The organism is Kitasatospora sp. NPDC008050 (assembly GCF_042957465.1).
GTDB lineage: Bacteria > Actinomycetota > Actinomycetes > Streptomycetales > Streptomycetaceae > Kitasatospora.
Genome location: NZ_JBIBIJ010000006.1, coordinates 117,290 through 142,058, shown reverse-complemented (window position 1 = coordinate 142,058; position 24,769 = coordinate 117,290). Strand labels below are relative to the sequence as shown.

The window sequence follows — 24,769 nt, the reverse complement described above, 5'->3', positions numbered from 1 at the left end:
CCTGGGAGTGTCCGAAAATGCCGCGCCCTTACGATGTCCTGTAATTCTCAACCGTCCATCCAGTATCCCGAGCCACAACGGGCAGGGCGGACGGCCTTCCGAACGCACAATGACGGGGCATCACATGGCAGGGGATCAGCGCGGCTCGGGTGTCGACCCGCAGGACGCGGCGGCGGTCGCGGACCAGATGACGCAGCTCGACGGGGCGCCGGTGCCGGCCCAGGCACCGCCCGCCGCCGTGCCGCCGCAGCCGATGGGCGCACCGGGCGGTGTGCCGGGATCCGTAGGGGACGTCAGCTACCAGCCGACCGCCGCCGCCTTCCCTGCCCAGAGCCCCACCCCGCCGCCGGGCGCGCCGGTGGGCCCGTACGACCCGCAGGGCGGGGCGTACGGCTACCCGCAGACCGCCCCGCAGCAGCCGCCCGCGCCGCCCGGTCCGCCCGCCTTCGGTGCGCAGCAGGGCGGTTACGCCCACCCCACGCCGCCGGCCTTCGGCGCCCAGCAGACCGGCTACGGCCAGCAGGCCGCCCAGGGCTACGGCTTCCCCGGCCCGACCGTCCAGATCGCCCCGGTGCCGACCAAGCAGCGCAACCCGGTGATGGTCTTCGGTGCGATCGCCGGCACCGTGCTCTCGATCGCCATCGTGATCGGCCTGGTGGTGCTGTTCAGCGGCAACTCACCGGTGCACAACACCAGTGGCGGGAGCACCGCCGGGTCCACCGGTGGCGGCGGCGGGGGCGGCGGCACTGACGCCGGCAAGCTCACCGTCGCCTGGACCGTCCCCAAGGTCGACGGCAGCGCCAGCGACCAGCGCACCATCGGCCAGTGGACCACCGACAAGCTGCTGGTCCGCGGCGATGCCACCGGCCTGGCCGGCTACAACCTGAGCGACGGCAAGGTCGCCTGGACGCTGAAGGTGCCGGACGGCGCCAAGTCGTTCTGCAGCATGTCCAAGGACGTCAACAAGAACAACATCGGCGGGGTCAGCTTCAACCTCGGCGACGACGACTGCGCGGCGGTCGGCGCCATCGACGCCACCACCGGGCGGTTGATCTACAAGGTCGGCTCGCCGCTCAGCAGCAAGAGCTTCCAGACCCAGGTCACCGTCACCGACACCACCCTCGCCGCGGCCAGCGGCTCGCTGCTGGCCGGCTTCAACCTGACCGACGGAACCTCACTCTGGTCCTACAAGGACCGCGCCCAGTACTGCACGGACAACGCGGACGCGGCCGGCGCCGTGGTGGCGATCAGCGACGACTGCGCCGGGGCCTCCCCCGAGCAGCAGTTGATGATCCTGGACGCCAACACCGGCAAGACCACCCAGACCTTCAACCTCGGCAGCAACGAGCGGCTCACCAACATCCTGTCGGCCTCGCCGCTGGTGCTGCAGATCTCCTCGGGCTACGACAACGACTACTTCGTCGGCGTGGACTCCTCCGGCAACGCGATGGCCAAGATCCCGCTGAAGGTCACCGGGCAGGACCGGCTGCAGCTCTCCTCCGACTCGGACCCGATGACCAAGAGCCTGGTGATCGGCAACAACCTCTACGTCGAGGTCAACCAGAACAGCAAGACCGCGATCCGGGCCATCGACCTGGTCGGCGGCAAGACCCTGTGGACCGTCGACGGCGGCGCCGAGAACGGCCTGCGCCTGGTGGACCGCAAGTCCTCGCTGACCGCGATCGCCATGGACGGCTTCGAGAAGGGCGGCCGAGTGGTCTCGCTGAACCCGGCCGACGGCACCGTCACGCAGCTCGCCGCCTTCAGCAGCAAGGCGAACAGCACCAGCTTCATGCCGTTCCAGGGCGCGGAGGTCTTCTACTCCGCCGACGGCCGGGTGCTGACCATCCCGCAGCTGCCGATGGACAACAGCGCCACGATGTACACCAAGAGCTGAACACGAAGAGCTGAGTACCAAGCGCTGAGTACGAAGCGCTGAACACGAAGCGCTGAGTACGAAGCGCTGAACACGTAGAGCTGAGTACGAAGCGCTGATCGGACGTCACAGCAGGTCCGATTCGGGAGGCGGCCGGGGGTGTCCCGGCCGCCTCCCAGCTGTTTCCGGGACCTCCGGGCTGCCCGTGCGGTGCCAAGGAGGCGCCAAGGAAGCACCCGTGAGATGTCCGTGCGGTCAAAGCACTCGGGCTCTGCGAGGGCGGCGTGGGAGGATGCGCCCAAGAAGCCTGACGAAGGAGTCCTGCGAGTGCCTGGCACCAACTTGACCCGTGAGGAGGCCCGCACCCGAGCGGCTCTCCTCCATGTGGATGCGTACGACATCGAGCTCGACCTGAGCTCGGCCCGTGACAGTGCTACGTTCCGGTCCACTACCGTGGTCCGGTTCACGGCTCAGGAGCCCGGCGCCACCACCTTCATCGACCTGGTCGCACCCGAGGTGCGCGAGATCGTGCTGAACGGCGAGCAGGTGGCACTGTCCGCCTTCGCCGACAGCCGGATCACGCTGACCGGCCTGGCCGCCGAGAACGAGCTGCGGGTGGTCGCCGACTGCGCGTACACCAACACCGGCGAGGGCCTGCACCGGTTCGTCGACCCGGTGGACGGCGAGACCTACCTGTACAGCCAGTTCGAGGTACCGGACGCCCGACGGGTGTTCACCTCCTTCGAGCAGCCCGACCTCAAGGCGAGCTTCACCTTCACCGTCACCGCCCCGCGCGGCTGGGTGGTCGTCTCCAACTCGCCCACCCCGGAGCCGAGTGGCGACGGCGACACCCAGGTCTGGTCGTTCTCCCCGACCGGCCGGATCTCCAGCTACATCACCGCGATCATCGCGGGCCCCTACGTCGGCGCCTTCGACTCGTTCACCGACGGGGACCAGGTCGTCCCGCTGGGCATCTACTGCCGCCCCTCGCTGCGGGAGTTCCTGGACGCCGAGGCGATCTTCGACGTCACCCGGCAGGGCTTCACCTACTTCCAGGAGAAGTTCGACTTCCCCTACCCGTTCGAGAAGTACGACCAGCTCTTCGTCCCGGAGTTCAACGCCGGCGCGATGGAGAACGCGGGCGCGGTCACCTTCCGCGACCAGTACGTCTTCCGGTCGAAGGTCACTGACGCCTCCTACGAGGCCCGGGCCACCACGATCCTGCACGAGCTGGCCCACATGTGGTTCGGCAACCTGGTCACCATGGAGTGGTGGAACGACCTCTGGCTCAACGAGTCGTTCGCCACCTACGCGGAGATGGTCGCGCTGGTCGAGCCGGCCGACACCAAGTGGCCCAACGGCTGGACCACCTTCGCCAACCAGATGAAGACCTGGGCCTACCGGCAGGACCAACTGCCCTCCACTCACCCGATCATGGCCGAGATCAACGACCTGGAGGACGTCCAGGTCAACTTCGACGGCATCACCTACGCCAAGGGCGCCTCCGTCCTCAAGCAGCTGGTGGCCTATGTCGGCCAGGACGCCTTCTTCGAGGGCGTGCGCGCCTACTTCAAGCAGCACGCCTGGGGCAACACCACCCTCGCCGACCTGCTCGGCGCGCTGGAGAAGGCCAGTGGGCGCGACCTGAAGGCCTGGTCCAAGGCCTGGCTGGAGACCGCCGGGATCAACATCCTGCGCCCCGAGATCGAGACCGACGCCGACGGCGTCATCACCTCCTTCGCGGTCCGTCAGGAGGCGCCCGCGCTGCCGGCCGGCGCCAAGGGTGCCGCCGCGCTCCGCCCGCACCGCATCGCCATCGGCTGCTACGAGCTCACCGAGGGCAAGCTGGTCCGCACCGACCGCGTCGAACTGGACGTGGACGGCGAGCTGACCGCGGTGCCGCAGCTGACCGGCCGGCCGCGTCCGTCCGTCATCCTGCTCAACGACGACGACCTGTCCTACGCCAAGCTGCGCCTGGACGCCGACTCGCTTGCCGTGGTCACCGAGCACCTGGGTGCCTTCACCGAGCCGCTGCCGCGCGCCCTGGTCTGGGCCGCCGCCTGGGACATGACCCGTGACGGCGAACTGCCCACCCGCGACTACCTCGCGCTCGCCGTCGCCGGCCTGCCCAGGGAGTCCGACATCGGCGTGGTCCAGTCGATCCACCGCCAGGTCAAGCTCGCCCTCGAGCTCTACGCCGACCCGGACCGGCGCGAGCAGGGCCTGCTCACCTGGGCCGCCGCCACCGAGGAGCAGCTGCGCGCCGCCGCCCCCGGCAGCGACCACCAGCTCGCCTGGGCCCGCGCGCTGTCCTCCGTCGCCCGCACTGAGGGGCAACTCGCCCTGCTGGCGGGCCTGCTGGACGGTTCGGTCGAGCTGGACGGCCTGGCCGTCGACACCGACCTGCGCTGGGACCTGCTCGTCCGCCTGGTCTCGGTCGGCCGCGCCGACGAGGCCGCCATCGAGGCGGAGCTCGTTCGCGACAACACCGCCGCGGGCCAGGAGAAGGCCGCCACCTGCCGCGCCGCCCGCCCCACGGCGGACGCCAAGGCGAAGGCCTGGGCCTCGGTCGTCGAGTCCGACACCCTGACCAACTACGTCCAGGACGCGGTCATCACCGGCTTCAACGTCGCCGACCGGCGCGAGCTGCTGGCGCCGTACGTCAGCCGCTACTTCGACGCGCTGAAGGAGGTCTGGGAGACCCGCAGCCACGAGATCGCCCAGCAGATCATCGTGGGCCTCTACCCCAGCTACCAGGTCTCGCCCTCGACCCTTGAGGCCACCGACACCTGGCTCACCACCGCCGACCCGGCCCCGGCCCTCGCCCGCCTCGTCACCGAGTCCCGCGCCGGCGTGGAGCGCGCCCTCAAGGCCCAGGCCGCAGACCGCGCCGCGGGCTGACGGCTGACGGCTCGGACTGGTTGCTTTTGGCAGAAGCACCCTGTGAACGCCGTAGGTCTCCTCCCGGGCGGGAAGAGACCTACGGCGTTTCGCCTATCACCGATCTCCAGCGTGACGTTGCCACGTGTGCCCTCGCCAAGGGGCGTCGCGCTGATATCGCATACATGCCTGTTGCCGCCCGTGTTGTACACCCGCACCGGAGTCGCCCACTACAGCACACAGTGCGTGCGGCAGGCGCCCCCCTGACCGCGTTTTCGCGGGTGTTCGGCAATCTACCGGCCAGACTGGGGTACATGGAGGCGCGCTGCAAGCCGCGCTGTTGCCGTCAGCGTTGTTATCGGTGGTCGACACCATGACGGACCATCAGACGTGATCGCGGCCGGTCGTCAGTATCCCCTTATGGCTCGATCCATGTTGCCCACCCGACCACGGGGCTCGCCGACCACTGACAACACCCCTGCAGGGGCGACGATTATGTTCAGTTCCGGCATCGGGTTGCGGCGGTGCGTAACAGGGCCTCTCCTGTAGATATCACGGATTTGACCGGTGCTCGGACAGTGAGGTTGCCCATATCGGGCCTGTCCAATCCAGGGATCGGACAGGCCCGCAGACGTCCTGGCCGCTATTCAACCTGCGACTTCAGGAAGTCCAGGAATCCACTGTCGAGGTCGAGCAGGCCGCGAATGTTTTCGAGGTCGGCGATATAGGATGAACCGATTGGCACTTCGAGCTCATAGATCCAACTGCAAACCGCATCAAATGTCATCTCCGGCTCTCCGGCCGCAATATTGGCACGGAGACTGTCGCACGTCCCATCGGGAATATTGGCTAGGCATTCCTCTCCTGCTCATGAATAACGATCCCGATGCGCCCCTTTGCGCCTACATCCGACTCCGCCTCCAGCACCAGGCCATCGACACCCTGAGTGATGTACTGGCTGAGGGCGGCGACTCCGAAGAGCCGCCGCCCTCAGCGGTGGCCGTCCGCTGACGTTGCCGTCAGCGTTGCCGTCAAACGGCGTTATGCAGGACTCTGGCCATCGGCTTCCACAGGAATATGGGCCACAGTCACTACGCCAGAGAACGAACTCTCCACCACAATGCGGTCACCGGGTGAATATACCCAGAGTTCCGGTACAGATTCCATGATGTCCGGCAGGTGAGAGATAGCGGATTCAAGCCCCATCTCTACACTCGGAACTGCCAGACTCTCCCAGAAAAAGATTAGGCTGCTAGCTTTCGAGGTGAACTGTTGGATTACGGTACTCAGCTCGGTGGAACCCGACTCCATCGAGCTGAGTACCAAGCCATCGGCCACCGCGCCCCACGCGATCGCACCGTCGGAGCTGCGCGGGTAATTATCGAGGCTTTCACGCTCGTACTGGAGATGCTGATCCAGGTTCAGCAACTGCACGCCCGGCCGCCCAACCCAAGTCAGCCGTCGGTCATCCTGCTGATCTGCGCGAACCACTCGAACCATAGATCGCGGCAGGAGATCCGGCCTGGTTCCGTATACACCGTCGAGCGTCACGAATTACCGCCAAGCATTCTCGCAAAATCGTCTTCTGTTCCATTCCATGGCACTGCCCATTTACGTGCAGAGTCACCCTTGCCGACTTCCACGTTGACATGAGGACCCTTCACCGGATCGTAGTCCATCCTAAACCTCTTGAATTCGCCATTCACCCGAGTAGTGAATCCCACTACCTTGCCGTAGGTCGTCGACGCAGATTCGAGACGGCCGATGTACGGCTGCCGAGTAGCTGGATCAACCTCACCCAGCAGATCGAGCGCCTTGTTGCGAGCTTGTTCGAAGCTGTCAAAGCTAGGCAGGGTTACTTCCTTGCACGCTCCTCCGGAATTGTGAACCAGAACCGGAGTCTGCCCCGCCAGCACATAGTACGTGTGGAGCTGGTCGACCGTCAGATTGAACGTGGTCTGCGGCGCTGTGTGGTAGTTGCGCACCGCCTGGACGACAACCGTTGAACCGTCGGCCGCTCGAAGCTGGTCGCCCTGGTGCAGGTCCGCTGCGTCGGTCCACTTCTGGGTGGTGACATCCCAGTAGGGGTGGTGCTGGGTCGAGGGTGAGGATGGCAGGCGGGACGGGGTTCCGACTCGGGTGATTTGGCTTGGTGCTGACGACGCCTGTTTCTCGGACCGATCGTGAATCCCATCAAGCGAAGGGGCGCCCCACGGCGAGGCGGTTTCTAGGGGTCTTCGCAACACGTGGTCGGTTGTCTAGGCCGCGAGCAGTTTATGCAGGCGCTCGGCTGGGGTTTCCCAGCCGAGCGTTTTGCGTGGGCGGCGGTTGAGCTGGTCGGCGACGGTGGCCAGGTGATCGGGGTCGTGGACGGACAGGTCGGTGCCCTTGGGGAAGTACTGCCGCAGCAGGCCGTTCGTGTTCTCGTTCGAGCCTCGTTGCCAGGGGCTGGCCGGGTCGCAGAAGTAGGCGGGGATGTCGGTCGCGAGGGTGAACTCGCCGTGCCGGGCCATCTCGCTGCCCTGGTCCCAGGTCAGCGAGCGCTTGAGGTGGGCGGGAAGGGTCCGGGCGGTGGCCGTCAGGGCGTCGAGGACGGCTTCGGCGCCGTGGTCGGCGGGCAGGTGCAGGAGCATCACGTAGCGGGTGGCGCGCTCAACGAGGGTGCCGATCGCGGAGGCGCCGTCCTTGCCGATGATCAGTCGGGTAGGTGCGGCGCATTACTGCGCCGCACCCCCCTCAGAACCGTGCAAGCAGCTGTTCACCGCACACGGCTCAAGCAAGCCCCATGGGCTCGCGGGCAGGCGAAGGTGCTGGACTCGTCAGCTCGGCGGCTCCGCTCCGCCGTTGACATTGGGTGTGGAGAAGACGGATTCGTTGATCGCCCGGCGTGCTTCCGCCCAGGAACGCGACGTACTGCTTGGAGATCGCCTTCTTGATGACGGCCCGCCATACCTCCCATTCCTGGGGGCTTCGCGGCGGGTGGTCGGCGTGCAGCAGGAGCCCTCCGCAGACCGGGCAACGACCGCGCTGAGCCTGAAGCAGGCGCACGGTCATGCCGTCGACCGGCGGAGGGGGTCCCTTGCGACGCCGCTCGGCCCAGTACGACTCCAGGGCCGGGTCGTCCGGGGACGCCCTGCCCTTGACCAACTGGTGCCGGACGATCTTCGTCCAGGAGAACTTGAGCAGGTAGGCGCCGCTGTCGCGGTCGCCGAACACCCACCGGTCCTTCCTGGCCTTGTTGAACCTGCCGAAGTACTTGCTGGAGACCCAGTGCTTCGGCTTGTTCGGGTGGCTGTGCTTGGCCCACTTGTAGGCGAGCTTCCACATGTAGTTGTACAGCGCCGTGAAGACCTCGCTGGACACCACCATCCGGTAGTAGGCCGACCAGCCCCGCACGATGGGGTTGATCTTCTTGAGCACGGCCGCGGCGTTGGCCCCTCGCAGGGCCAGCATCTCGGCGTGCAGCCGTTCCCGGATCCGTCGTTGGGCCGCTGTGCTCGGCTTGATCAGCAGTTTGCCGTGATACCGGCGGACGTTGAACCCCAGGAAGTCGAACCCGGCCTCCGCGTGGACGATGCGTGTCTTGTCCTCGTGGAAGGCGAGCCCTCTGGGCGTCAGCCATGCGGCCAGCCGTTCCTTGACCTGTTCGGCCTGCTCACGACTGGTGCATATCGCGACAAAGTCGTCTGCTTATGCCGCAGTGCGGGTTATGCCGAGGGTGGGAGTGCTGGCCTGACGTGGCGCCAGATCCGCCCGGACTGTGCGGCATAACCCATTGGTCGGTCAGAGGGTGTCGAGGAAGGCCAGGAGCGTGTCGGGGGCGTTGTAGCGTCCGGGCGGGCTGCCGGCGGGGGCGGTGCGGGCGAGTGCGCGTTCCTTGATGGTCATGTCGGCGTGAAGGTAGATCTGGGTGGTTTCGGTCGATTCGTGGCCGAGCCAGAGTGCGATCACGGAGATGTCGACGCCCGCGTGAAGGAGTGCCATCGCTGTCGAATGCCGCAGGGTGTGCGAGGTGACGTGCTTGGCGGCCAGGGACGGGCAGATCACGGCGGCGGACTTGGCGTGCTTGGCGACCAGGTGCTGGACCGCATCGCGGCTGAGCGCGGTGCCGCGGCGGGTGGGGAAGAGGGGGTCGGCATGCTGGCCGCCGCGTTCACGCATCCAGGTCCGCAGGACCTTGGCGGTGGCAGTGGTCAGCGGGGTGCACCGGTCCTTGCGGCCCTTGCCGTGGCAGCGCAGGTGCGCGCCGACGCCGAGTTGGACGTCCTGGAGCCGCAGCCCGGTCAGTTCGCTGACGCGCAGTCCGGTGTGGACGGCGACCAGCAGCAGCGCGTGGTCGCGCCTCCCGGTCCAGGTGGACCGGTCGGCGGCGGCGATCAGGGCGTCGCTCTCGGCCTGGGTGAGGTAGGAGACGATGGCGCGGTCGAAGCGTTTGGGTGGGATGGCCAGGACACGCTGGATGACGGCGGCGTGGTCGGGCGCGCGGTGGGCCGCGTAGCGGAAGAAGGAGCGGATCGCGGCCAGGCGGGCGTTGCGGGTCGCGGTGCTGTTGCCGCGCTGGGTTTCCAGGTGGGTCAGGAACGCGCCGATGGCGGGGGCGTCGAGGTCGGCCAGGCTGAGGCGGGCCGGCGGGCGGCCGGTGCGGCGGGTGGCGAAGCCGAGCAGGAGCTTGAAGGTGTCCCGGTAGGCGGCGATGGTGTGGGTGCTGGCCTGGCGCTGGAGCATCATCTTGTCGGTGAAGAAGCTCTGCAGCAGGGGTGCGAGATCGTTCACAGCCGCTCTCCGAGGGAGTGCTCGAGGCGGGTGGCGGCCAGGGCGAGGAGTTCCGGGGACCCGGACAGGTACCAGTAGGTGGACTTCGGGTCGGCGTGGCCGAGGTAGGTGGACAGCAGCGGCAGCCGGGCCTGCACGTCGGCGCCGTCCGCGTACCAGGTCAGCAGGGTCGCGACCGTGAAGGAGTGCCGCAGGTCGTGCAGGCGTGGACGACGCCGTCCGGCCGGAGTGGTGATGCCGGTCGCTTGAAGGAGCGGGACGGAGGAGTGGGAGAGGTTGTGCGCGTCCACCCGGGTGCCGCGGGTGTTGAGGAAGAACGCCTCGCTGCGGGTCCGCGGGTGGTGCTCGTCGCGCAGAGCCGCGTAGGCGCGCAGGGCTGTGGTGGTGCTGGGATGCACCGCGACCTGCCGGGACTTGTCGAACTTCGAGTTGCGGATGGTCAGAACTCCGTCGTCCAGGTCGACGTCGGCGCGGTCCAGGCCGCATGCCTCGCTGGTGCGCATGCCGGTGACGGCCAGCAGCGCGATCAGATGGTGCCAGGTTCCCGCCCGGAAAGCAGGGCGGAGTGCATCGGTCGCGGTCAGAATCGCCTGGAGTTCGCCAGGTGTGAACAGGTGCGGGGTGACGCGGCGGTAGTGGTGGGGCAGCGCGTCGTCGGGCGGGATCTCGGTCGCCGGGACCAGGGCCTGCAGGTGCCGGGCGAAGATCCGCACGACCATCAGGCGCCGGCTCCAGTGGACCTGGTCGGTGCTGCGTTCGGTGCTCGTCGCCCAGGCCAGTGCCGCGTCCGTGGTCAGGGTGGTGGCGCCCGTGCGCTCGAGGTAGTCCACGAAGCTCATCAGCTTCTGGCCGAAGGTGGTCAGCTGGAACCCGAGGCGGCGGCGCATCGCCAGGTACTCCTGCGCGTGTTGGCGGATCGTGGTCATCGTGCACCGCCGTGGGGCCAGGGTCGGGCCAGGGTGCGGAGCGCGGCGTGGTCGACCTTGGCGTAGACGGTCGTGCTCAACTGGCTGCGGTGCCGCAGGACCTGGCCGACCTCGACCAGGCCGGCTCCGGAGCGGAGGATCTCGGTGGCTACCGAGTGCCGCAGCCGGTGTGCGCCGAAGCGGGGCAGCCCCGCCCGCGTGCAGGCCCGTCCCATGATCGCCCGGATGCAGGTGCCGGTCAGCGGCTGGTAGGGGGCCCGGCTGGTGACGAACACCGTGGTTGCCGTGCAGCGCGGACGCGCCTGGGTGAGGTAGGTGGCCATCGCCTGGCCGACCTCGACCGGCAACGGCAGTGCCTCGACCCGCGAGCCCTTGCCCCGCACCGTGAGCTCCCCGGCCCGCCAGTCGACGTCGGCCAGGTCGAGGGCGGCGACCTCCGCGCCGCGCAGTCCCAGCCGGGCCAGCAGCACCAGCACGGCCCGGTCCCGCAGGCCGGCCGCGGTCCCGGTGTCCGGCGCGGCCAGCAGCGCGCCGACTTGAGCGGATGTCAGGCCGCGGGGCAGCGAGCCGAGCCGCCAGCCCGCCACCGCCGGGACGGCCGCGGTCAGCGGCAGCGGTATCCGTCCCGTCACGTGCAGGTAGCGCAACAGCGAGCGGGCCGCGGTCACCAGCGCCTTGGCCGACCACACACTCGCGGCCCGCGTGCACTGCTCGACCATGAACGCCGTGACCCGTGCGGCGTCCAGAGCGGCGAGCTCCTCATCCAGCGGCTCCGGCAGCCACTCGAGCAGCTTCCTGGCCTGGAGGGCATGGCAGCGTACTGACTCCGCGGCCAGTCCACGTTCTCCGGCCAGGTAGGCGCGGTAGTCCCCGAGCAGTACCTCCACCGGCGTCCCGCCGGAGCCGGCGCGCGGGGGCACGGCTCCATCGGCCCTCAGGACGCGCAGGACCGCACCCAGCGAGCGCCGAGCCACCGCCTCCGAGCCGGTCACCCGCCGGCGCATGGTCAGGAACTTCTCCACCGCGTCGGGCGTCAACTCCGGTGCGGTCAGGCCCCGTTCCTCCATCCAGCAGCTCAGGCGCCTCATCGTTCTCACCGCGTCGCGGACCGAGGACTGGGCATAGCCCGTCCGGGCCAGCTCCGTCCGCAGCAGGCCCTCGCACCTGGCCAACGGGCCCGTCATCGCCTTCGGCGCCGGTCCTCGACGCTGTCCTCCACCGTCCATGATCTCCTCCTGTCTGGGAACCAACTCACCCATACAGAGGGGACGATCACCGGATCCTTACCCGGGTTATGCCGCACAGTTCGGGCGGATCTGGCGCCACGTCAGGCCAGCACTCCCACCCTCGGCATAACCCGCACTGCGGCATAAGCAGACCTATGCCGAATTCGGCATAGGTCTGCGTAGCGGACCAGCCGCCACGTCGGCCGCCCCTTGCGGTGCCGGTAATCGCGCTTGCCGTGGGTCGACATCGCCCCGCCCGGCTTCCACGGCCCCATCACGTGCTCGTCGAGCACGCTCAAGGCGATGTTGGCCAGCAGCGGGGACAAGATGCCGCCCTGCGGTGTGCCGGTCATGGTGTCCCGACGTTCGCCGAGTTCCGTGAGGATCCCGGACTTGAGGAACGCCTTGACCAGCGCCAGGACACGTTTGTCCTTCACCCGTCGACGCACCCGGTCCATCAGGGCCGCATGATCGATCGAGTCGAAGCACGCCTCGATATCCGCATCCAGCACCCAGCGGTAGCCGCGGGAGCCGAAATGGTGAATCTCGGCGATCGCGTCCTGGGCACGCCGCTTGGGCCGGAAACCATACGAGCACGGCAAGAACTCCGCCTCGAAGATCGGCTCCAGCACCAGTTTCAGCGCCGCCTGGACGACCCGGTCCGCAACCGTCGGGATCCCGAGCTTACGGACCTTCCCCGACCCTCCCGGCTTCGGGATCTTGCGCTCCCGCACCGGCAGCGGCCGGAACGAGCCGTCTTTGAGACCGGCCCGCAGATCGTCCAGGAACCCGGACACGCCCACCTGTTCCGCGACATCGGCGACCGTGAGGCCGTCCACGCCAGCGGTGCGCGCACCCTGGTTCCCCGCAACCCGGTCGAACGCCACGATCAGCGTCGCCGGGTCACACACGAAGTTGAACAAGTCATCGAACCGGCGGCCAGGATCGGCCACCGTCCAACGGTGAAGCTTGGCCTGCATCTCCGATACCCTCGCTCCCGGCCCGGGCGGACCAGGACGAGGAGCACCGCCGTTCGGCGACGCGTCTTCCGGCATTGCAGCATCCCTCCCTTCTCGAAACCGCTGCCGCCCTTCCCCATGTGGCCGGCTTTCCCGACCTCGGAGTACTACGGCGGCTCCGCCCCGTCCCGGACCGATCGGCGGTCGACGCGCCCAACCCCACCCCTCACCGCTGGACGCGACGCGGAGGGCAAGACCCGGGACGGTTCCCGTGTTCACTGTGGTTCGCTCAACGAAGTAGGAGCCCGACTATGCCCCTGCGGCATCGCCACGAGTACGCCGCAGACCTTCCTCGTGGCCTCCTGGACGGCTCGTGCCTACCGTCCTGGGAGTTACCCGCCCATCCTGCTCAGCGGGATACGCACCGCTCCCGGCCCAGATCCGCCAGATTCGAGCCGGTGCCTAATCAAGGGGGTGTCACACGCCGGTTCCTCGCGTACTCCTCTCCGTCCCGCTCGCCGGACCCGAACCATCTGGCAGTACTGGACCGTCCCGGCTTTGTCAGGGCTGCTCCCACCCTCCCCGGCGCCACCCGGATCAGGCTGCCCTCAGCTCCACCGTCCTGCTGCGACAGGATCAGCGGCGAAGGTCTCTCACCTCCACTCGAACCACAGCGCCTCACGGCGCACCCACGATCTCCGGCATTCGGCGGCCACCCTCCTCCTGGAGCAGGGTGTCGAACTCGTCGTCATCAAGGAGCTGCTGGGCCACGCCCACATCGGCGTGACCGCATCGGTCTATGCCCACGTCCGGCTCCGCCTCCAGCGCGACGCCATCAACCTCCTTGGCAACGCCCTCCGCAACCCCGCCCAGCCCGCCACCCGACCCGACGACGGCGACGAACCACCGCTTTGTGCAGCACCTGTCCGCTGACGTTGCCGTCAACTACTGCCGTCAAGGCGCCGAGAGCCCCGCCAGAATTTGATTCTGGCGGGGCTCTCGGATTATTCAGACCTCAACAAGGAAGGTGACGCCAAGCCTTCGCACAGCTCGCCCGTGACTTCTCGCAAGACAGAATGGGTGTACGGGGGCCGAAATCAACGCTACTCCCAGCTTTAGAGAGAAGTCCCGGAGTCGAGATCCGGATAGAGTCGGGCCGCCCTGCACGTCCGTAAACACGCCGAATTTCAGCGCATCAGATAGCCGCCGAAAACCGATGACATCACCCCGCTCACTCACTGAGCACGACGCTCTTCCAGCAACTTCACCCACTCATTCTCAGAGTTTCGAGAGTAATCGGCACTCAGCGCACTGGGAGCACTTTCGATCAGATGTAGAACAAACCAGCCAAACCCAAAGCACCCGTCAGGCCCGAAGGTACCCAGGAGGGCCTGGGCCTCCTCGTCTGTCACGGGCTCTTCAATGGCCTTGAGCAGGCCTTCAAGTGCCTCGATGGCCTCCTGGGTCGCACCGTCCTCGGCAGGAAGGGGGCCCATTTCGACAAAGTCTGCGACTGTCCGACGAATCATCTTCTTATCCCTCAGCTAGAGCTGGCCAGTCCTTCGATAGAAGGCAAGGAGACCTTGAATTCCGGAATTGAAGTAGCTGGGGTCACCGTATTGCTGCTGCCCAATCCTCCTGAGATCCCAGATGTCCCTGGCGAGCACGGTCCGGAACGGAAGACCAGTTTCGGCGGCCTTGGTAGCCACACCCCTAGAACCCCAGGTCCGTGTGAGCATGTGATCGGCGCGCGTCAGCACGATTGCACCGCCATCGGCCCTCGGCGCAAATCCCAGTCCATCTTGAGGCATGTGGTGAGCCTCAAGACCATCTCCCACCACACCCTTCAGGTCTGCATAACGTCCAGCGTCATTTACCGAGACTGGGCAGTTTGCATTGTGGACCAAGATCGCCGTGCCGCCCGCCACAACATAGTACGTGTGCTACGCGACCCCTCTCCACCTGCTTTTTCGCAGGTCAACGGTGATTTGACGGCCCATCGGCGTCCGTGGATGTGCGCCGAAGTCCGTGGTTGTTGCCGTCGCCACTGCCGTCAGAGGTATAGACCAATCACCCTTCCGCTGGCTGCGCGCGTGATCTTACTGCCATGCTCCGGGCTCGGCGCGGACGATGGTCCGCGCGGTTTGCTCGTACGACTGATGACCAGTCTGCGCACAGTGTCCGGCGATCCAGCGCGTCAGTTCCTCCGGGGTGTGCACCTCACCTGACGCGGCGCCACAGTCCTGTTCTTCGCCCGTGACGCAGATGGCCTCGAAGGTCGGCAGCGCCAGGAAGTCAGCGACGGTGGTCACGTGGTACTCGCGGAAGCGGTAGCGGCTGGTCGTGCCCATCAGCGCGCCCCTTGCCCGAGTCGTGCCATCTGATCCCCCGGGTCGTTCGTCTCGCTGAGGTTGCCTGCCAGCGTGCTGATGCTTACGGCGTCAGGCATCCTCGGCCCCCTCCTGTGGGGCCGCGATGCGCTGGCCGCGCGAGTCCGCGACCCTGAGGGCGTCCGACAGCGCCTCGGCCAGCCAGCAGGCCAGCCAGCGGTATTCGAGGGCCGGCAGCGCCCGCGCTCCGGGGGCCAAGTCCTTGCGGGCGTATTCCAACAACTCCTGGCCCATGCTGAGCTGCACCGCCTCGATGCCGTCGGCGAGCGTGGAGAGGTAGCCCCTGCCGTCAGTGCTCAGGTAGCACGGGTTCCCGTCCGGGGTGGTCCACGGCAGCAAGCGGGGGCCCGTCACGCCCGACGCCGCGTCGTACAACTCCCTGCGGCGCAGACGATCCGCGTCGCTCCTCGGCATGCTCACAGTGGGCTCCCGGCCTCGGTCGCTGGATGGGGACTCGGCGACCGTAACCGTCTGACTACTCGTCACTCCATGGATGCGGCAGCGCAGATCGCAACGCTGGGTCGGCAAACTGCCACGCTGCGTGGCACCTATCCGACGACGCCCAGGTAGGCGGCCATCTCGCGCATGTCGCTGGTCAGGGTGCGCTTGCGCTTGCTCAGGATCTCCTGCATGGTCTCGGCGGCGGAGTTCTGATGCCTCAGCCACTCCGGTGCGGCTTCGCGGGCGAGGGCCAGTTCGTCCATGGCGGCCGACAGGTCACCCGTCCGCGTGTGGGCGCGTGCCATGTCGAGGGTGAAGCGGTTCCCGTCGTTCGTGCTGGGCCTGCCCAGACGCTTCCACGCCTTCGGCGACAGCTCCGCCTCCTCCCCCACCTTGCGCACCACCGCGCGGGCGTCCCCGATGACCATGGGATCTTCGAGCGCCTTCAGGGCCACGGTCACCGGTCCGAAGACGGACCAGTGCCGGGAGACGTTGCGGTGCGCCGTGCCGACAGCAGTCGCCGCCACCCGCGCCGCCTTGCGGTACTCCTTGGCCTCGTCCGGGCGGTTGTTCCGCGCCGCTGCGGCGGCGGCCTCCATCGCCAGACCGCCCCACACCGCGTAGTGGTCGGGCTCGGCCCCGGTGATCTTCGGCTCGACCACGTCCATGCTCTGGGTGGCGATCCGTTCCGCCTCGTCCAGCCGGCCTTGCCGCACCAGCAGCCAGCACATGCCGCCGACGCCGGACCCCGCCGCGAGCATGTCCCCGGCCCGTCGGGCGTCCGCGATGGCACCGCTCAGGGCCGCGTACGCGATGTCATACTGCCGGACCTGAGTCAGGTACGTGCCGGCCAGGCGCAACGTCTCGGCGCGGGCCAACAGGGCCTGCCGGTGCTCTTCGCCGCCGTCGTAGTAGGCAACGGCCCGCGCGGCATCCCGCAGCAGGCCCGGCAGTTGAGCGGCGACGCTCTTGTAGCTGTCGGAGAAGTACAGCACCCTCGCATCTCGAACCGTTCGAGCGTAGGCGCGAAGGTTCGGTTCCTCGCCCGCGGCTTCGGCCTCCTGGTCGACGAGCCCGACGGCCGGGGTGAGCGCGGCGCGGAGCTGAATGAGGTTGACCCGGTTCGGCTCCTCGGTCCGCCCTACAGGTTCTGGGGCGTCGGAGGCGATCAGCGCCGCTGTGGTCACGCCCAGCGCCCGTGCCAGGGCGTGAAGCGTCTCCATGCGGACTGTTCCGCCCTGCTCCACCTTGCGTACCGTGGCCGGCGACATGCCCGCCGCGTGGGCCAGTTCCTCCTGGCTCATCCCGGCCCGACGCCGGTACTTCCGCACGTTGTCCGCGAGTTCCGTAGTCATCTGCTCACCTACCTTCAGCGCCACGGTACGCCGGGCGGGCGAACTGACCGAGGCTAACCGGCAGATACCCACCCCAGGCGGTGAACCACCCGCCGCGCGCCGCGTCGGCCACGAGGCCGGTCGAAACGGCGCGGGGCCGGGGCCTCCGGCAGGATCGGGGCCTGAGCGGGGTTGGTCCCTCGTCGGTCGGGCAGCTTCGCCGGACCAGGGTTCCCCGGGGGCCGCCAACGCTGCTCCCGGCACGCTTGCGCGCAGACCCTGGCGGCCCCCGGGGGTTCCTGGTACGCCTCCGGGGACCGACCGGCGAGGGGCCTGTCCCGCGACCCGCGACCACTCACCACGACGGTGCCGCACCGGTGCTCGGCCCCCTGCTCCCTCGGAGGGAGGGCCCGGGGTGAGGTAGAGCCGACGGACTTCCCTGCTGCCGCCGGTGTTGCGCGCCCGGACCGGCGGGGCCGTCGCTGAGCGGGGCGGAGACAGGAGCGGGCGGCGGCCCCGCCGGGCCGGAGCGCGCGCGGCCCGCGACAGCGGGCCGCCTTGATCCAGTAAAGAAACTTGTAACAGCTCGACCCGTTGCCGATGCCCCTGCCCCGTCTGAGCTGACCGGACTCGTGAGGCTACCGGCGCTTGCGAGCGGCCTCGTCGAGCCTGTCACGAAGTCGCTGGGCAGCGTTCTCGTCCGGCTCGCCCCGCAGGCGTTTCCGCTGCTGCACGACGGCGGTCATAGCCTGGACGTCGGCCATCGCGGCTTCGTACTCGGCGCGAACCTTCGCCAAGTGGTCTTCCGCGCTTTCTAGTTCGGCGGCAACCTCTTCGTCGGATTTGCCGCTGAGCCGAACAGCTTCCTCGTCGGCCCGGCGCTGAGCCGCCATCTCTTCAAGGCCTTCGTGGTAGCGCTTGATGAACTGTTCACGGGGGCTGGGGGTCCGGACGAACACGCCCCGGCCCTGTACGGAGTAGATCAGCCCTTCGTCCTTGAGCTGCCGAAGCGCGTTCTGCGCGGTCGAGTTGGCGATGCCGAACCGGTCTTGCAGCTCGCGCGCGGAGGGCAGCTTGCCACCGGGTGGCAACCGCCCGTCCTGGATCTCCTTGCGGAGGGCGTCTGCGGTCTGGACGTACGGCGGGCGGGGGTCGTCCGGGGCGGGTTTCCAGCCGGTGAGGAGATCGCCAAGCCCGACGTATGCGGGATCGGACACGTCGGCGCTGGCCTTAGGGGACTCCTCCTTGGCGGCCCGTACGTAGCTGCCCCGACCCAGCACGGAGTAGATCAGGCCCTCGTCCTTGAGCAGGCGAAGCGCGTTCTGCACGGTCGAGCTGGCGATGCCGAAGCGTCGTTGCAGCTCGCGGGCGGAGGGAAGTTTCTCGCCTGGACGCAGCTCACCCTTGCGGATCGCGGCACGCAGAGCCTCTGCGGCCTGCACGTACGGCGGCCGGGGGTCCTCTTCCAGGGGCAGCGTCATACACCGAGGGTAGCGGCCCTCCCGCACCCACGGCATACCCGCGCACCCGCGCGTGCCCAGACACCCGAGCATGCCGCACCGTTCCAGGTGTGCCGATGCGTTGCGGGTGTGACGATTCGTATCGTATGGTTCTGGCAGGTCGAACAAGCGACCCCCGAACAAGGGAACTGCCATGGGTATGACCAGGATTCGCGTCGGGCTGCTGGCCTCTACCGTCTGCATGACGGGCACTGACGCAACCCCGAAGATCAAGGATCCGCAGACCGGCGAGATCGCCACCGACCGCGAGACGGGCGAGCACCTGTTCACGGTCACGGTGATGCTCATGGAGGAGGGGCGCGCGGAGATCATGAAGCTCACCGTTGCCCAGTCCGGTCTTCCCGAGGGGCTGAAGCCGGGCGTCATGGTGCGGCCGGTGGACCTGTTCGCCACGCCGTGGGCGCGACTCTTCAACGGTCAGCTCTCGGAGGGCATCGCCTACCGGGCGGGCCGCCTGGAGAAGGTCAAGTGACCGTCACCGTAGGGCAGTCGGTGCACCCGCTGCCCGTTCCGGCTGACACTGATGGCCGGTTCTCCCCGGTCTTGATAGATGGGGTCGCCGCCGTCCTGGTAGCGCTGGAGTATCCGGCGCCCGGCCGCGCGGTCCGCTTCGACCTGGAGACGACGCTCCTCGGGTTCATCTACGACGTGGAAGGCATGAAGTGAAGGCTGTAAACGAGATCGCCCCGGTCCTGATCGGGGCGATCCTCGCCCTGGCGACCGTGTGGGCTGTGGTGGCCGTCGTCCGCTACCTGCGGGTCGATCGTGAGACCCGGGCGAGCATCCGGCAGGGGGTGCGCATCCGGTTTGGGTGGGAGCGGCTGGCCAAGATGGCGGGCCTGTCGGTGACGGACAAGACGCCGACGTTCCTGGCAGAGCTGGTCAGCCGTGAGGGCGAGGTGCCCAAGCCCCGGGTCCTGGTCCCTCGGATCAAGGTGAAGCCGGACCGGTTCGGGGTGGTGGTGCGGGCCAAGTGCCTGCCGAAGGTGGGATTGGAGGAGTTCCAGCGCTCGGCGCGCTTCCTCGCTGACGCCTGGCGCTGCACGCGGGTATCCGTGCTGCCGGACGGCCCCGGGCGGGTGGTGATCCGGGCCGTGCGCCTGGACCCGCTCACAACGGCGACTGAGCACGTCCCCACGGGCATGGCGCCGAAGAGCCTGGACACGTGGGGCCTCGGGCTGGACGAGTACGCCGACGACGTCAGCCTGCCGCTGGCGAACGTTCCCGGGGTGACCGTGGCCGGCCTGCCCGGCTTCGGCAAGACGTCGCTGATCAACAAGCTCGTCTGCGACCTGGCCCCCTCCGACGCGGTTCAGTTCGCCGTGGCGGACGGCAAGGTCTCCACCGCCCACGAGGGGGACTACGCCGATCTGACGCCCCGCCTGTTCGCGTTCGCGGGTGACGATCTGGCGGAAGCCAACGCGCTGTTCAAGCGCATGGTGAAGCTGCGGCGGGGCCGTTCCTCGTCCATCCGGGCCGTGCTGGGCGTGAAGAACATGTGGCACGTCGGGCCGTCCCGCATCTGGCCGCTGACGATCCTGATCATCGACGAGGCGCACACCTACTTCCGCGAGTACAAGGGCAGCGACGCCGAGACGAAGAAGCTGGCGGCCCTGTCGGCGGAGAACGCCCGACTCGTCGAAGACCTGGTGAAAAAGGGACGAAGCGTCGGAATCATGGTTATCCTCGCGACTCAGAAGGCGACCGGCGACGCGATCCCGACGTTCATCCGGGACGTGTGCCCGCTGGGGCTGTCCTTCGCGCAGAAGACGGCGGAAGCCTCCGTGGCCGCGCTTGGGGACGACATCCGCAACTGGCCGGACGCGAACCCGGTCAACCTCCAGGACCCCTCCTATGTCGGGGTGGCGTCGATGGGGGTGCAGGGCCGTCCGGGCTTCATCCGCGTGCGCACCCCGTACGTGTCCGACGCCGACGCGGCCCGGATCGCCGACGACACCGCCCACCTGACCGAAGACCCGGCCGCGTACCTCGACGTTTACCCGGGCCCGGCCGACTGGAAGCCCGACTTCATGGACGACGACGCCCTGATGACCGAAGCAGCCTAAGTGCCCTTTAACTACCCATCAAGAAAGGAGAGTTGACACGATGGCTGAAGACCGCCTCACACAGCGCACCGTGACCGTGGTCATGGCGGTCATCGCCCTGCTGGCCTTCGTCTTCTCCTTCGGCAACGTCTGGGCATTGGCTCTGCGACTGGGGGTGCCCCGCCCGGTCGCACCGCTGATCGCCCCCATGGTTGACCTGTCCGTGGTCGGGCTCCTCGTGGGCCTGCGCTTCCTGTCCCTGCGCGGCGTCCCGCAGGAGGAGTTGACGGCCGCAACCCGCTTGATGCACCTGTGCGGCCTGCTGACCCTGGCCCTGAACGTCGCAGAGCCCTTGGCGGCCGGACACTACGGCCGTGCGGCTGTCGATGCGGTCGCCCCGCTGCTGCTGCTCGGTTGGGGACAGGTCGGCCCTCAATTCCTCCGCCACTTCAACACCCTGACCGCTCCGATCCCGGCGGAAGCCCCCGAGCCGACTCCGGCACCGGCGCCGGCCTTGGAGTCCCTGCCGGAACCTCTCCAGCTCCCGTCGCTCGACGTCGAACCGGAACCCGCCCCCGCTCCGGCCGCCGAGCCCGCGCCCGCCCCGGCTGTGATCCTCGCTTCCGAGCCCGCGCCTGCTCCCGTGGCCCGTCCTTTGCCGGCCAAGGCGACGGTGTCCGGCTCGCGCCTGGCCGTCCCTGAGGCCCTGATGAACGCTGCCCGGCGCATCGCCGAGACGCACCATGCCGAACAGGGCGAGCACATCACGCCCGGTCAGCTGAAGGCCCGTCTGGGCGTCACGCTGCCGCTGGCCACTGCCGCACACGCTCAGCTCTCCGCCTGAGCCCTGCTGGCCGATTCCCCACCCGATCGACCCTGCCCGACCGGGCTCGGTTCGCCATGCCCTGAGCATCAACACGCCTACATTCCGGCCCTGTTGCTGCTCGGTGCGCTCACCTCTGCACGAGAGGACCCGCCCCCATGACTCCGCTGCTGGACCTGCGCCACATCGTCAGCCCCACCGTGCGGGACCTGGTCGAGCTGGTCAACCTCGACAACTTCGACCGCCTCCGCGAACAGATCGAACGGCTCGGTGGCTGCACCGAGCCCGTACGCCTCATCGGCCAGGCCGCCACCGTGGACACCGCCACCGGTGAAGTCCTGCGCTCCTACAGCACCGCCGACGAACCCACCGGACGCCTACTGACCGCCTGCGGCAACCGCCGTGCCTCGCGCTGCCCCTCCTGCTCCCGCATCTACGCTGCCGACACCTTCCACCTGATCCGCGCGGGCCTGTCCGGCGGCAAGACCGTCCCCGACAGCGTGCGCACGCACCCCCGCGTCTTCGCCACCCTGACTGCCCCGTCCTTCGGCCCGGTCCACAACCGCGCCAAGGACGGCAACCAGGCGTGCCGCTGCGGCAAGCACCACGCCAAGGACGACAAGACCCTCGGCACGCCCCTCAACCCGAAGACGTACGACTACTGCGGCGCGGTGCTGTTCAACGCGCACGCCTCGGACCTGTGGCGACGCTTCACGATCTACCTGCGCCGCGAGATCGCCGCTGCCCTCGACATGACGCAAAAGGCCCTGTGCGAAGAGCTGCGGGTGTCCTTCGCCAAGGTCGCCGAGTACCAGAAGCGCGGCCTGGTCCACTACCACGCCGTGATCCGCTTCGACGGCCCGGACGGCAGCACCCAGCCCCCACCCGCGTACGCCACCGCCGAAGTCCTCACCGGTGCCATCAAGGCCGCTGCCGAGCGCGTCACCCTGACCGTCACCTCCGACGTCGTGGGGGAGCGCGAACTCACCTGGGGTGAGCAGATCGACGTACGCGAGATCGCGGCCTTCGACACCGACGCCGAATTCACCGATCAGGCCGTCGCCGCGTACGTGGCCAAGTACGCCACCAAGTCGGCCGACGCCTCCGGCGCCCTGGACCGCGCGCTGTTCTGCCACGCCTGCCATGGGCGCGGGATGGCCCCGTCCGCACAGACCGGCGTGCCCGTCGAATGCCAGGCCTGCGCGGGTACCGGCCAGTCCCGCCCGCTGCCCCGCCTGGCCGTGGAACGGCACGTGCGGCAGATGATCCGCACCTGCTGGGACCTGGGCCAACACCCGGAGTTCGCCGGCCTCAAGCTCTGGAAGTGGGCACACATGCTCGGCTTCCGGGGCCACTTCTCCACCAAGTCCCGCTGCTACTCCGTCACCCTCGGCCAACTGCGCGACGCCCGCCGCACCTGGCGCACAGAACAGGCCCGCGCACACACCGACCTGCCCGACCTGGACCCGAGCACGACCCTCGTCGTCGGCCACTGGGCCTACCACGGCTCGGGCTACAGCCCCGGCGAAGAACTCCTCGCCGCCGCGGTCCGCCACAACCGCGCCCACGAACGGCAGTTCAGGCACGAAGGCGAGGACCGCCCGTGATCCCGCCTACGTCGGCGGAGCTGCTGACGGTCCCCCAGGTCATGGCCCGCCTCCAACTCGGCCGCTCGGCCGTCTACGACCTGCTCCGCACCCGGCAGCTCGGCTCGATCACCCTCGGCCGCTCGCGCCGCATCCCGACTCTCGCCCTCACCGATTTCATCCGCACCCGACTCGAACAGGACGCCGCCTGATGACCACCCCCCGCGACACCCCCGCCTCCCGCCGCAGCCGCGCCAACGGGGACGGCACCGTCTACCAGCGCAAGGACGGCCGCTGGGAAGCCGCCGGATACGTCCTGGCCGTCGGCGACACCCGCAAGCGCGTCCGCGTCTACGGCAACACCCGCAAGGACGCCCTCGCCAAACTCACCGAGAAGATCGCCACCAGCAACCGCGGAATCCCCGCCCCGACCGCGCAGGGCAGCCTCGCAGCGTTCCTCACCTACTGGTTGGAGAACGTCGCCGTTCACCAACTCCGAGAGAACACCCACACCCGCTACACCGCCTGCGTCAACCGGTACCTCATCCCCGGTCTTGGCAAGAAGAAGCTCGCCAAACTCGCCGCCAAGGACATCCGCACCTGGCTCAACGAACTCCGCACCGTCTGCCAGTGCTGCGCACGCGGCATCGACGCCGGCCGCAAGCCCGACGCGCAGGCCGACCGCCGCCCCCGCTGCTGCGCCATCGGGAAGTGCTGCGGCAAGCGGCTCTCCCCGCTGACGCTCGCCTACATCCACTCCGTACTGAAGTCAGCGCTGGAACACGCGGTGCGCGAGGAAGAGATCCCGCGCAACGTCGCCCGCAACGTCCGCACCGGCACACCCCGGCCCCGCCGCTTCGAACCCCTCACCGCCGACGAAGCCCGCACCTTCCTCTCCGCCGTGCAGGGTCACCGCCTTCACGCCCTGTTCGAACTAGCCCTCCGCACCGGACTCCGCAAGGGCGAACTCCTCGGCCTGCGCTGGGAAGACCTCGACCTGGCGGGCGGCACCGCCAGCATCCGCCGCACCCTCCAGCGCACCCGCACCGGCGGCCTGGCCACCCTTCCCACCAAGACCCTCAGCTCCGAACGCCGTATCGCTCTGCCCACTCCCTGCCTGCGCTCACTTCGCACCCACCACGACCAGCAGGTCCAAGAGCGAGAGACGGCTGGCCGGAACTGGAAGGAGAGCGGCCAAGTCTTCACCCGGCCCGACGGCCACCCGATCGAACCCGCCACCCTCACCCGACACTTCAAGGCACTCCTCCGCCGAGCGGGACTCCGTCAGATCCGATTCCACGACCTCCGACACTCGACCGCGACCCTCCTCCTGGAACAGGGCGTCGAACTCGTCGTCATCAAGGAAATCCTCGGCCACGCCCACATCGGCGTCACCGCCACCGTCTACGCCCACGTCCGCCTCCGCCTCCAGCGCGACGCCGTCGACCTCCTCGGCCGTACCCTCGGCAAGACCTCCGTGGCTGTCACCGACCCCGGCGACAGCGACGATCCGCCCCTTTGTGCAGCGTCCGTCCGCTGACGTTGCCGTCAACTACTGCCGTCAGACACTGCAGAAGCCCCGCCAGGACGAACCTGACGGGGCTTCACTTTGCAGTGCGAAATAGCACAGGAAGGTCGAGGTACCTCAGTGGAACGTTGACCTCATGTCACGTGCGAGAAATTCGCGAGATGCACTGGTAGCCCCCGCTCGCTCCTTCAGCTTAAGAAGCTACTTTCCCTTCTTCGCGCAACAAGATCTGCACCTTTGATGGAAATTGTGGATCATCCACCGTTACCGAGCAGATGACTGAGCCGCGGAATCCCGCAAATTGCATTCGGGCATACTCGTTCGGGTCGTGCAATACGAGCCACCCAGACGGGCATGGGAGTGACGTTTCGAAGAGGTTCGCAGGAAGTGTCGCAGGAGGCGTCGACTTCCACACCTCGCATTCGACAGGACCGTCAACACTGGCCTGAACGCCGAAGATGA

General features: G+C 68.2%; 21 protein-coding genes and 3 pseudogenes. 10 read left to right on the top strand and 14 right to left on the bottom strand.

The window, feature by feature from the left end; genetic code table 11:
• The first annotated feature begins 124 nt into the window (after window positions 1-124).
• Window positions 125-1,897, top strand: a complete 1,773-nt coding sequence (locus tag ACFZB9_RS14455) for a PQQ-binding-like beta-propeller repeat protein (protein WP_391446956.1) — start codon at window positions 125-127, stop codon at window positions 1,895-1,897.
• A gap of 306 nt (window positions 1,898-2,203) precedes the next feature.
• Window positions 2,204-4,777, top strand: a complete 2,574-nt coding sequence (gene pepN, locus ACFZB9_RS14450) for an aminopeptidase N (protein WP_391446954.1) — start codon at window positions 2,204-2,206, stop codon at window positions 4,775-4,777.
• 622 nt (window positions 4,778-5,399) lie between these two features.
• On the opposite strand, the gene ACFZB9_RS14445 is transcribed toward pepN, so the two are convergent.
• From ACFZB9_RS14445 to ACFZB9_RS14405, 9 genes and pseudogenes are all read right to left on the bottom strand, one after another.
• Entirely contained in the window at window positions 5,400-5,543 is a 144-nt protein-coding gene (locus ACFZB9_RS14445; RefSeq protein ID WP_391446953.1) for a hypothetical protein, read from the bottom strand.
• Window positions 5,544-5,797: 254 nt separating this feature from the next.
• Window positions 5,798-6,190, bottom strand: coding sequence for a hypothetical protein (locus ACFZB9_RS14440; protein ID WP_391446951.1), 393 nt, complete (start codon window positions 6,188-6,190; stop codon window positions 5,798-5,800).
• A 113-nt stretch (window positions 6,191-6,303) separates the two neighbouring features.
• Entirely contained in the window at window positions 6,304-7,002 is a 699-nt protein-coding gene (locus ACFZB9_RS14435) for a polymorphic toxin-type HINT domain-containing protein (protein ID WP_391446949.1), read from the bottom strand.
• A gap of 12 nt (window positions 7,003-7,014) precedes the next feature.
• Window positions 7,015-7,455, bottom strand: a pseudogene (locus ACFZB9_RS14430) (IS30 family transposase); the annotation flags it as partial.
• A 73-nt stretch (window positions 7,456-7,528) separates the two neighbouring features.
• A complete protein-coding gene (locus ACFZB9_RS14425) occupies window positions 7,529-8,233 on the bottom strand; it encodes a group II intron maturase-specific domain-containing protein (RefSeq protein WP_391447387.1) in 705 nt (234 codons plus the stop codon).
• 306 nt (window positions 8,234-8,539) lie between these two features.
• Window positions 8,540-9,529 (bottom strand): tyrosine-type recombinase/integrase, encoded by a 990-nt coding sequence (locus ACFZB9_RS14420; protein ID WP_391446947.1) that lies wholly within the window; start codon window positions 9,527-9,529, stop codon window positions 8,540-8,542.
• On the bottom strand, window positions 9,526-10,455 hold the full coding sequence (locus ACFZB9_RS14415) for a tyrosine-type recombinase/integrase (protein ID WP_391446945.1): 930 nt from the start codon (window positions 10,453-10,455) through the stop codon (window positions 9,526-9,528). Before ACFZB9_RS14415 ends, ACFZB9_RS14420 begins: the two co-directional genes overlap by 4 nt.
• Window positions 10,452-11,681 carry a tyrosine-type recombinase/integrase gene (locus ACFZB9_RS14410; protein WP_391446944.1) on the bottom strand — a complete coding sequence of 410 codons (1,230 nt, stop codon included), beginning with the start codon at window positions 11,679-11,681 and terminating at the stop codon, window positions 10,452-10,454. The genes ACFZB9_RS14415 and ACFZB9_RS14410 overlap by 4 nt, the downstream gene beginning before the upstream one ends.
• A 173-nt stretch (window positions 11,682-11,854) precedes the next feature.
• Window positions 11,855-12,661: pseudogene (locus tag ACFZB9_RS14405) on the bottom strand (reverse transcriptase domain-containing protein); the annotation flags it as partial.
• 663 nt (window positions 12,662-13,324) lie between these two features.
• Between ACFZB9_RS14405 and ACFZB9_RS14400 the strand changes: the two are divergent.
• A pseudogene (locus tag ACFZB9_RS14400) lies at window positions 13,325-13,573 on the top strand (tyrosine-type recombinase/integrase); the annotation flags it as partial.
• 302 nt (window positions 13,574-13,875) lie between these two features.
• On the opposite strand, the gene ACFZB9_RS14395 reads toward ACFZB9_RS14400, so the two are convergent.
• The 5 genes from ACFZB9_RS14395 to ACFZB9_RS14375 all read right to left on the bottom strand — a co-directional run bounded on the left by ACFZB9_RS14395 (window position 13,876) and on the right by ACFZB9_RS14375 (window position 18,286).
• Window positions 13,876-14,169, bottom strand: a complete 294-nt coding sequence (locus ACFZB9_RS14395) for a hypothetical protein (RefSeq protein ID WP_391446942.1) — start codon at window positions 14,167-14,169, stop codon at window positions 13,876-13,878.
• A gap of 570 nt (window positions 14,170-14,739) precedes the next feature.
• A complete protein-coding gene (locus ACFZB9_RS14390) occupies window positions 14,740-14,991 on the bottom strand; it encodes a hypothetical protein (protein WP_391446940.1) in 252 nt (83 codons plus the stop codon).
• A gap of 90 nt (window positions 14,992-15,081) precedes the next feature.
• Window positions 15,082-15,444 carry a hypothetical protein gene (locus tag ACFZB9_RS14385; protein ID WP_391447385.1) on the bottom strand — a complete coding sequence of 121 codons (363 nt, stop codon included), beginning with the start codon at window positions 15,442-15,444 and terminating at the stop codon, window positions 15,082-15,084.
• A gap of 134 nt (window positions 15,445-15,578) precedes the next feature.
• Window positions 15,579-16,826, bottom strand: coding sequence for a helix-turn-helix domain-containing protein (locus ACFZB9_RS14380; RefSeq protein WP_391446938.1), 1,248 nt, complete (start codon window positions 16,824-16,826; stop codon window positions 15,579-15,581).
• Window positions 16,827-17,443: 617 nt separating this feature from the next.
• Window positions 17,444-18,286, bottom strand: coding sequence for a GntR family transcriptional regulator (locus tag ACFZB9_RS14375; RefSeq protein ID WP_391446936.1), 843 nt, complete (start codon window positions 18,284-18,286; stop codon window positions 17,444-17,446).
• A gap of 220 nt (window positions 18,287-18,506) precedes the next feature.
• Between ACFZB9_RS14375 and ACFZB9_RS14370 the strand changes: the two genes are divergently transcribed.
• The 7 genes from ACFZB9_RS14370 (at window position 18,507) to ACFZB9_RS14340 (ending at window position 24,319) form a co-directional block, all read left to right on the top strand.
• On the top strand, window positions 18,507-18,797 hold the full coding sequence (locus tag ACFZB9_RS14370; protein ID WP_391446935.1) for a hypothetical protein: 291 nt from the start codon (window positions 18,507-18,509) through the stop codon (window positions 18,795-18,797).
• Window positions 18,794-18,991, top strand: a complete 198-nt coding sequence (locus ACFZB9_RS14365; protein WP_391446933.1) for a hypothetical protein — start codon at window positions 18,794-18,796, stop codon at window positions 18,989-18,991. Before ACFZB9_RS14370 ends, ACFZB9_RS14365 begins: the two co-directional genes overlap by 4 nt.
• Window positions 18,988-20,391 (top strand): cell division protein FtsK, encoded by a 1,404-nt coding sequence (locus ACFZB9_RS14360; RefSeq protein WP_391446931.1) that lies wholly within the window; start codon window positions 18,988-18,990, stop codon window positions 20,389-20,391. Before ACFZB9_RS14365 ends, ACFZB9_RS14360 begins: the two co-directional genes overlap by 4 nt.
• 40 nt (window positions 20,392-20,431) lie before the next feature.
• On the top strand, window positions 20,432-21,214 hold the full coding sequence (locus ACFZB9_RS14355) for a DUF2637 domain-containing protein (RefSeq protein ID WP_391446929.1): 783 nt from the start codon (window positions 20,432-20,434) through the stop codon (window positions 21,212-21,214).
• Window positions 21,215-21,351: 137 nt separating this feature from the next.
• A complete protein-coding gene (locus ACFZB9_RS14350; protein ID WP_391446927.1) occupies window positions 21,352-22,800 on the top strand; it encodes a replication initiator in 1,449 nt (482 codons plus the stop codon).
• On the top strand, window positions 22,797-22,991 hold the full coding sequence (locus ACFZB9_RS14345) for a helix-turn-helix domain-containing protein (protein WP_391446926.1): 195 nt from the start codon (window positions 22,797-22,799) through the stop codon (window positions 22,989-22,991). The genes ACFZB9_RS14350 and ACFZB9_RS14345 overlap by 4 nt, the downstream gene beginning before the upstream one ends.
• Window positions 22,991-24,319 (top strand): tyrosine-type recombinase/integrase, encoded by a 1,329-nt coding sequence (locus ACFZB9_RS14340; protein WP_391446924.1) that lies wholly within the window; start codon window positions 22,991-22,993, stop codon window positions 24,317-24,319. Before ACFZB9_RS14345 ends, ACFZB9_RS14340 begins: the two co-directional genes overlap by 1 nt.
• The last annotated feature ends 450 nt before the right edge of the window (window positions 24,320-24,769 follow it).